The sequence below is a fragment of the Streptomyces sp. CBMA123 genome, from assembly GCF_014596465.1.
Lineage (GTDB): Bacteria > Actinomycetota > Actinomycetes > Streptomycetales > Streptomycetaceae > Kitasatospora.
This window is the reverse complement of the sequence record NZ_MECK01000636.1, coordinates 22,898-31,093: the sequence shown is the minus strand read 5'-3', so window position 1 is coordinate 31,093 and position 8,196 is coordinate 22,898. Positions and strand designations below refer to the sequence as shown.

9 protein-coding genes and 1 pseudogene are annotated in these 8,196 nt (G+C 74.2%); 7 read left to right on the top strand and 3 right to left on the bottom strand.

The window, feature by feature from the left end; all coding sequences use genetic code 11:
- A pseudogene (locus BG452_RS44265) lies at nucleotides 1–144 on the bottom strand (universal stress protein); the annotation flags it as partial.
- Nucleotides 145–622: 478 nt separating this feature from the next.
- On the opposite strand from BG452_RS44265, the gene BG452_RS44260 reads away from it, so the two are divergent.
- From BG452_RS44260 to BG452_RS44240, 5 genes are all read left to right on the top strand, one after another.
- On the top strand, nucleotides 623–916 hold the full coding sequence (locus tag BG452_RS44260) for a hypothetical protein (protein WP_188310054.1): 294 nt from the start codon (nucleotides 623–625) through the stop codon (nucleotides 914–916).
- Between the two features lie 120 nt (nucleotides 917–1,036).
- Complete coding sequence (locus tag BG452_RS44255; protein WP_188310053.1) at nucleotides 1,037–1,384, top strand: GntR family transcriptional regulator; 348 nt, start codon at nucleotides 1,037–1,039, stop codon at nucleotides 1,382–1,384.
- A complete protein-coding gene (locus tag BG452_RS44250; RefSeq protein WP_317621528.1) occupies nucleotides 1,381–2,391 on the top strand; it encodes a DUF1648 domain-containing protein in 1,011 nt (336 codons plus the stop codon). The genes BG452_RS44255 and BG452_RS44250 overlap by 4 nt, the downstream gene beginning before the upstream one ends.
- A gap of 188 nt (nucleotides 2,392–2,579) precedes the next feature.
- Complete coding sequence (locus BG452_RS44245) at nucleotides 2,580–3,317, top strand: hypothetical protein (RefSeq protein WP_188310052.1); 738 nt, start codon at nucleotides 2,580–2,582, stop codon at nucleotides 3,315–3,317.
- 102 nt (nucleotides 3,318–3,419) lie between these two features.
- A complete protein-coding gene (locus tag BG452_RS44240; RefSeq protein WP_188310051.1) occupies nucleotides 3,420–4,232 on the top strand; it encodes an SAM-dependent methyltransferase in 813 nt (270 codons plus the stop codon).
- Nucleotides 4,233–4,416: 184 nt separating this feature from the next.
- Here the strand turns inward: BG452_RS44240 and BG452_RS44235 are convergent, their stop codons facing one another.
- Nucleotides 4,417–5,052: a response regulator gene (locus tag BG452_RS44235; protein WP_411293107.1), complete on the bottom strand. Its 636-nt coding sequence runs from the start codon at nucleotides 5,050–5,052 to the stop codon at nucleotides 4,417–4,419.
- Between the two features lie 50 nt (nucleotides 5,053–5,102).
- Nucleotides 5,103–6,296, bottom strand: a complete 1,194-nt coding sequence (locus tag BG452_RS44230; protein WP_188310050.1) for a sensor histidine kinase — start codon at nucleotides 6,294–6,296, stop codon at nucleotides 5,103–5,105.
- A gap of 126 nt (nucleotides 6,297–6,422) precedes the next feature.
- On the opposite strand from BG452_RS44230, the gene BG452_RS44225 reads away from it, so the two are divergent.
- The gene (locus BG452_RS44225) at nucleotides 6,423–7,346 is read left to right on the top strand and encodes an ABC transporter ATP-binding protein (RefSeq protein ID WP_188310049.1); all 924 of its coding nucleotides are present in this window, start codon (nucleotides 6,423–6,425) and stop codon (nucleotides 7,344–7,346) included.
- Nucleotides 7,343–8,185 (top strand): ABC transporter permease subunit, encoded by an 843-nt coding sequence (locus BG452_RS44220; protein WP_188310048.1) that lies wholly within the window; start codon nucleotides 7,343–7,345, stop codon nucleotides 8,183–8,185. The genes BG452_RS44225 and BG452_RS44220 overlap by 4 nt, the downstream gene beginning before the upstream one ends.
- Nucleotides 8,186–8,196 lie beyond the last annotated feature (11 nt).

Sequence of the window (8,196 nt, the reverse complement as noted above, 5' to 3'; positions counted from 1 at the left end):
GGCGAGCACCGGCCAGAGCTCGGCGCCGCGGTCGCGGGCCTCGGCGACGCCGCGGTGCAGCGCCGCCAGGCTCCCCAGCGACCCGCTGACCCCGACCACCACCCTGGGTGCCGTGCCGTCCTGGTGCTGCCCGTTGCCGTGCATGATCCGTCCTCGTGTGGTGCGGTCTTCCGTCGGTCTCCACCCAACCGCCGCCCGGCCGCCGGGCCGGCCGCCTTGACGCCTTCCTGACGCCCCGGAGGGCGTTCCGTACGCACTCCATACACGGATCGCCCCTTCACCCGTTCGGCTCAGCCAGCGGGCGGAGGTCACGTCCGGGCGGGTGGCCGGCACGCGCCCGGGACGGGCGTGCCCACGGGCCGTTCGACACCGAACGTCCCCTGGCCGGGGAGCCGGGCAGTGGCCGCCCCCGGGCGCCTGGGCGGCGTGCACCGGGAACGCCGGCCCGGGACGGCGCCGAACTCGACCTGCCGGGGCCGGAGTTCCGGCGCGAGCGGCTGCCGCCCCGAATGGAGGCGGCGGCCTCGACCGGTCACGGGCATTCGGCCCACCTCGCCGCCCTCCGGTGGTAACCCCGCCCGCTCCCGGCGAGGCGCCGGCCCCGAACGGTTATGCCTGGGGAATGAAACTCACCCTCCGCGCCGCTCTCGGCGTCCCACTGATGACCGCCGCCGCCCTGACCCTGACCACCGTTCCGGCCACCGCCGCCACCGGAGACCTGGCCATCAACGGCACGACCCATACGGATCCCTCCGGGTGCTATGCCCTGGACGAGAACGCCAGCGTCGTCGACAACCTCACCGACCAGGGGGCGGAGATCCACTCCGGCGCGGACTGCACCGGGGAGGTCCTCGACGTCATCCCCGCCGGCGACGACAGCCGCGTCACCGAGGCACAGAGCCTCTTCATCCCCTGACCCGGCAGGGCCGCCCCCCGACCCCCGGCGCCACCCCCCGGCCCCCGGCACCCGGCGCCACCCCCGGGCACCCGAGCGGCACTGGCATCACATCCGGATGGTGCTATCGTCATTAGCATCATGTTGCTGAAGCTGGACCTTGGCGACGCCCGCCCCCTGCACGAGCAGGTGGCGGGCGCGATCCGACGGGCCGTCGCGGAGGGCGAATGCGCCCCCGGCGACAAACTGCCGCCCGCCCGGGAACTCTCCCGGGCCCTCGGCGTGAACACCAACACCGTCCTGCGCGGGCTGCGCGCCCTGCGCGACGAGGGGGTGCTGGAGTTCCGCCGGGGGCGTGGCATCACGGTCGCCGACCACGCCGACACCCGCGCCGAACTAGTGGACCGGGTACGGCAGTTGGTCACCGACGCGGCCAGGGTCGGCTACAGCAGGAACGATCTCGTGGATCTGATCAGGGGGATGTCGTGAAGAACGAAGAAGCCGGCGGAGAGCCCGTCTCAGACCGGCCGGTGCGCCGGGCGGCCCTGTGGGGAGCCGTGGTCTGGATCCTCGGCGTGGCGGCACTGCTGGTCGCTCTGCCGCTGACCGCGCGGGACCGGCTGCCGGACCAGGTGGCGACCCACTGGAGCGGGAGCCGGCCGGACGGTTCGATGCCGCTGACGGTGGCGGCGCTGTTCCCGGCCGGGGTCTGGCTGCTGGTCGCGATCGGTCTCGCCGTCGCCCTGCGGGTCGGGCCCGACCGGAGCCGTGGCATCGCCGGGCCGGTCCTGGCCACCACCGGGGTACTGCTGGCCGGCGCGCAGGCCTCCATCGTGCGCGCCAACCTGGACCGCACCCGCTGGCAGGACGCCGCGCCGATGGGCGTCGAGGTGGTCCTGATCATCGCGGCGGCCGGCCTGGCGGGCGCCCTGGCCTGGCTGGCGACCCGACGGGCCGCCACCGAGACCGCACCCGCCCGCCCCGGGGCGCCGGTGCTGGCCGCGAAGCCAGGTGAGCGGCTGGTCTGGCTCTCCGAGGCCTCCAACCACTGGCTGCAGGTGCTCGCCGCCGTGCTGGGGCTGATCTCGGTGCCGGGCGTCCTGCTCGCCGCGAGCGGGCGCACCGAGTCCGTGGACTGGGTGTCGGTCGTCCTCTTCGGCGCCGGCTCCGTCACCGTCCTGTTCTGCTCCTCGGTGCGGGTCCGGGTGACCGGCGACGGCCTGCACGTCGGCTTCGGCCCGTTCGGCCTGCCGACCCGGCACCTCGCCCCCGAGGAGATCGCCCATGCCCGGGTCGAGAACCTCACCGCCCGTCAGGCCGGCGGCTGGGGCTTCCGGGCCTTCCGCAAGGGCACCGGCGTCTTCCTGCGCTCCGGCGCCTGCCTGGTGGTCCACACCGTGCGCGGCACGGACTTCGTGATCAGCGTCGACGACGCGGAGCGCGGCGCGGCCCTGCTCAACGCCCTCGTCGAACGGGTCGGCGCGCCGACCCGCTGACCCCGCCCGGACCGCCATCCGTGAGCAGTCCTCCGGTGGCGGGCCGCTCCGCGTGCGGCGACGCCGGCGCGCCGGGATGCCGACGGGCCCTCGGTCCGCCAAACCACCCGGTTCGGTGGTGGGGCGATCTCCTTTGCGGGTACACCAGTTGGCGGTCAACCATCGCGCGGAGCAGCGAGGAGGCGTCCGTGACCGACGACCGGAGCGTTCAGAGGACCATCGATTCACAGCAGACCGTCCAGGACGGACGGACCATCACCTTCCTGCGGTTCGGCGTCGGGGCGATCGGGGTGCTGCTGCCGCCGGCGCTCCCCGTGGGCAACTGGCTGGCGGACGAGGTGACCGGGCGGGCCGCGGAAGGGTACTGGCCCGCGTCGATGAGCGCCGCGTACTACTCGGGGACGCGGAACGTGTTCGTCGGGGCGCTGTGCGCGCTCGGGGTGTTCCTGATCTGCTACCGGTTCGACCGGCGGGACGACCGGTGGAGCACGGCGGCCGGGGTGTTCGCGCTGGGGGTGGCGCTGTGTCCGACGACGCCCTCGGATCCGAGCGGGCTGCAGCGCACGGTCGGGGTGTTCCATCTGGTGTTCGCCGGGCTGCTGTTCGTGATGCTGGCGCTGTTCTGCCTGTACTCCTTCCGCAATCCGCGGTCGGCGCAACCGGTCCGGGTGGGCACGGCGTACCTGGCGGCGGGGGTGCTGATCGTGGTCGCGCTGCTGGCGGCGGTGGTCACCGGGCTGTCCGGGTTCGGGGCGGACTGGACGGTGCGGCCGGTGTACCTGTGCGAGTGGGTGGCGACCTGGGCGTTCGGTGCGGCGTGGATCGGTGCGGCGGTGGAGCTGGCGGCCGGGCGGGCCGGGTCCGGGCGGCTGCCCCGTCAGACGGTGGGGCTGGAGGTGCGGGGTCCGGAGGCGCCCCAAACCTGAGCATTCGTCATCTCGTCACACTGGCGAACCGTTACCATGCGCACCAGGGCCGGGCGCCGTGACGACCGGTGACGGATGCCGGCAGCAACGGGGAGCGCGAGCATGACGTACCAGGACTACCCGTCGGTCGACCTGCGGATGGACGTGCCGCACTCCGCCCGGGTCTACGACTACCTCATCGGCGGCAAGACCAACTTCGAAGCGGACCGGGCCGCCGCGCACGCCTCGGTGCAGGCCTGGCCCGCGCTGCCGGTCTCGATGCGCACCACCCGCGACTTCATGCAGCGCTCGGTGCGCCACCTCACCGAGCGGTACGGGGTGCGGCAGTTCCTGGACATCGGCACCGGCATCCCCACCTCACCCAATGTGCACGAGATCGCCCAGGCGATCGCCCCCGAGGCCCGGGTCGGGTACGTGGACAACGACCCGATCGTGCTGACCCACGCGCGGGCCCTGATGTCCAGCACGCCCGAGGGCCGCACCTGTTACGTGGACGCCGACTTCCGCAACCCGGAGTCGATCATCGGCGACCCCCGGCTGCGCGAGGTGCTCGACCTCTCGCAGCCGGTGGCGCTCTCGCTGATCGCCATCGTCCACTTCGTGCTGGACGAGGACGACCCCCAGGGCATCGTGCGCCGCTTCATGGACGCCCTGGCACCCGGCAGCTTCCTCGCCCTCACCGTCTTCACCGGGGACACCGACCCGGTCGGGGTGGGCGGCGTCGGCCGGGAGTACAACGCCCGCGGCATCCCGCTGCAGATCCGCGACAAGGCCGAGACCGAGGCCTTCTTCACCGGCTACCGGCTGCTCGACCCGGGCGTCACCCTGGTGCACCACTGGCGGCCGGACGCCGACGCCCCGGCGATCCGCGACCGGGACATCGCGATGTACGCGGGCGTGGCCGTCAAGAACTGAGCGCCCACCGATACGGACGAAGACATCCGCCCGACCCCACGGCGCCGCCCTCGGACCCGCCGCCTTCGCGCCGCGGGCACCGGGGGCCGGCACCCGGGCGTCCCCGAGGAGTTGCGCCGGCTCACCGTCGTCTCGCTCGGCCTGAGACAGCGCTGACCGCGGCCCGTACGCGGACGGGCCGCGGTCAACCGGAGACGGAGACCAGGCCCGCCTCGTAGGCCAGGATGACCAGGTGGACCCGGTCCCGGGCGTCCAGCTTTGCGAGCAGCCGGGTCATGTAGGTCTTCACGGTGGCGATGCTGAGCACCAGTTCGGCGGCGATCTCGGGGTTGGACAGGCCCCGGCCGACCAGGGTGAGGATCTCCCGCTCCCGCTCGGTGATCACGTCCAGCCGGTGGGACACCGGTACCGGATTCCTCGGCCGCTGCGCCGCGAAAGCGCCGATCAGCCGCCGGGTGACGCTCGGCGCGATCAGGGCCTCCCCCGCGGCGACCACCCGCACCGCGGCGAGGATGTCGTCCAGCGCCATGTCCTTGACCAGGAAGCCGGACGCCCCGGCGCGCAGCGCCGCGTACACGTGCTCGTCCTCGTCAAAGGTGGTGAGCACCACCACCCTGGTCGGTCCGCCAGCCGCGGTCACCTGCCGGGTCGCCTCGATGCCGTCGGGGACCGGGGGCCCCTCCCGGCCGCCGGACTGGGGGCGCATCCGGATGTCCATCACCACGACGTCCGGCCGCAGTTCGGCGGCCAGCCGGACGGCCTCGGCGCCGTCGCCCGCCTCCCCGACCACCTCGACGTCCGCCGTCTCGGCGATCACCATCTCCAACGCGGCCCGCACCAGCGGCTGGTCGTCGGCCAGCACCACCCGGATCACGCCGCCACCTCCGCGGGAGCGGGGACCGGCAGCCGGGCGGCGACCCGGAAGCCGCCGTCCGGGCGCGGCCCGGCCTCGAACTCGCCGTGCAGCAGGGCGACCCGCTCGCGCAGCCCGGCCAGGCCGAAGCCGCTGCCGGGCGCGGTGCCGTGGCCCCGGCCCCGGTCGGTGATCTCCACGGAGAGCTCCCCCGCCGCCCGGTCGACGGTCACCAGGCAGTCCCGGACCTGCGCGTGCCGGACCACGTTGGTCACCGACTCCTGGATGATCCGGAACGCCGAGAGGTCGATCTCCGGTGGCAGCGGCCCCGGTTCACCCGTACACCGCAGCTCGACCCGTACGCCCGCCGCGGTGGTGGCCTCGGCCAGCCGGTCGAGGTCGGCCAGGCCCGCCGGGGCGCTCGTCGACGCCTCACCGTCGGCCTGGCGCAGCGCGACCAGCATCCGGCGCAGCCCGGCCAGGGTCTCCCGGCCGGCGGCCTCGATCTCGCCCAGCGCCTGCTTGGCCCGCTCGGGCCGGCGGTCGATCACCCGCCGGGCGGCGCCGGCCTGCAGGGCGACGATGCCGATGCTGTGCGCGACGGTGTCGTGCATCTCCCGGGCGATCCGCAGCCGCTCGGCGGTGACCGCCTCGGCGGCGGCCCGGCTGCTCAACGCCTCGGCGTGCTCCCGGTTCTGCCGCACCGAGCGCCCGGCCAGCCAGGCGACCAGGGCGAGCAGCGCGGCGCCGTCGGCCGAGCCGATGTGGGTGCCGGTGAAGATGCCGACGGTGTTGCCGTGGACCAGGCCGACGTGCAGCACCAGGAACACCATGACCAGGGCGAAGGCTGCGCGGGAACCGCGGCGCGGGCAGGTGGCGGTGATCAGGCAGAGCGCGACGTAGACCGCGAGCAGCGCGGCGGGTGGCACCTGGACGCCGGCGGCCCAGCCGTCGGTCTCGGTCCAGGTGGCGATCAACAGCAGGGCGACCGAGAGCACCGGCAGCCGGCGCAGCAGCGCGGCGCCGAGGAAGGCCACCGCCGTGTCGGCCAGGGTGAACGGCAGTCCGCCGTGCACGGCGGCGCCGCGGTGCTCCGGCAGGGAGCCGCGGAGCAGGAGCGCGGGATAGCCGACGGCCACGCACCAGGCGAGGGCGACCCAGGCCTCGGGCGGGACGCGCCGGAACAGCGGGGGCGTCGGTATCGCGGACATGGTTCAAGATCGTAACGACGGGGGCGGGGCACCGTCATCCAACCCTGGTTGTACGACCGGGGCCGACCTGCGGTGTCGACACCGGTCCGATGTGGCGGCGGGGGCTTCCCCGGCACCGTGGTGCCCATGATCGAAGTCATCGAACTGACCAAGCGCTACGGCCGCCGCACGGCCGTCGACACGTTGACCTTCACCGTCCGCCCCGGCCACGTCACCGGCTTCCTCGGCCCCAACGGCGCCGGCAAGTCCACCACCCTGCGGCTGATCCTCGGCCTCGACGACCCCACCTCCGGCAGCGCCACCGTCGGCGGCCGGGCCTTCCGCGGCCTGCCGCGCGGCCTGCGCGAGGTCGGCGCGCTGCTCGACGCGGGCGACGTGCACGGCGGGCGCACCGGGGCGGCCCACCTGCGGGCCCTGGCCCTCAGCAACGCGATCCCGCGCGGACGGGTGGACGAGGTGCTCGCCGAGGTCGGCCTCGCCGACGCCGCCGGCCGGCGGATCGGCGGCTACTCGCTGGGCATGAAGCAGCGCCTGGGCATCGCCGGCGCCCTCCTCGGCGACCCGCCCGTGCTGCTCTTCGACGAGCCGCTGAACGGACTGGACCCGGAGGGCGTGCTCTGGGTCCGCGGACTGTTCCGCCGGCTCGCCGCGGAAGGCCGGACGGTCTTCGTCTCCAGCCACATGATGGCCGAGATGGAGCACACCGCCGACCGGCTGGTGGTGGTCGGCCGCGGCCGGCTGATCGCCGACGAGAGCCTCACCGAGTTCGCCGCCCGGGCCGGCCGGGGCATCGGACGGGCCGCCGTCACCGTCCGCAGCACCGAACCCGAGCGGCTGACCGCCGTCCTGCGCGCCGCCGGCGCCACCGTCCGCCCCGGACCGGACGGCAGCCTCGACGTGACCGGTCTGGACGCCACGCGGATCGGCGAACTCGCCCTGGAACAGGGCCTGTTGCTGTACTCCCTGACCGAGCGAGGCGCCTCCCTGGAGGAGGCCTTCATGCAACTGACCGCCGACAGCGTCGAATACCTCGCCGGAGAACCCCGATGAGCACCCTCACCGCCACCGCCACCACCTCAACTCCCCTTCGCCGGCCCCGCTTCGGCGACCTGCTCGCCGCCGAGTGGCTCAAGTTCTGGTCGCTGCGCTCCATCCCCTGGGTGCTCGGCCTCGGCGCGCTGGTCGTCATCGCCGCCAACCTCAAGTCCGCCCAGTACCTCCACGACCACTACCTGCCCGGCGACGGCGACCCGGTGGTGATGAAGCAGGTCGCCCTGAACGCGTCCTTCGACACCGCCTCCGCCGACATCCTGATGCTGCTCGGCGGCGGCCTCGGCGCGATCGTCATCACCGGCGAGTACGCGACCGGCCTGATCCGCACCACTCTGGCAGCCGTCCCCGACCGCCGGGCCGTGCTGCTCGCCAAGGCGGGCGTACTCACCGCGGTGCTGCTCGGCTTCGGCGCCGTCAGCGTGGGCGTCTCCTTCGCCCTCACCCAGGCGATGCTGGCCGATCGGGGCATCGGACAGTCCATCGGCGACCCGACGGCGCTGCGGTACGTGGCGGCGGCCGCCCTGTTCGCCCCGGTCTGCGGACTGGTCGGGCTCTGCCTGGGCACCCTGCTGCGGCACAGCGCGGGCGCGGTGGTGGGCACCGTGGTGGTCCTGTTCTTCCTGCCGTCCTTCGTCACCGAACGCTACCGCTGGAGCGCCGACCTCCTGCACGCCCTGCCCTTCCCCGCCTGGCAGCGCCTGGCCCGCACCACCCTGGCCGGGATGCGCCCCACCGACTACCCGGCCACCGTCGCCGGCTCATGGGTCACCTACGCGGTGTGGGCGCTCGCCTCGGTGGTCCTCGCGACGGTGGTGATCCAGCGCCGCGACCACTGAACCCGCCCTTG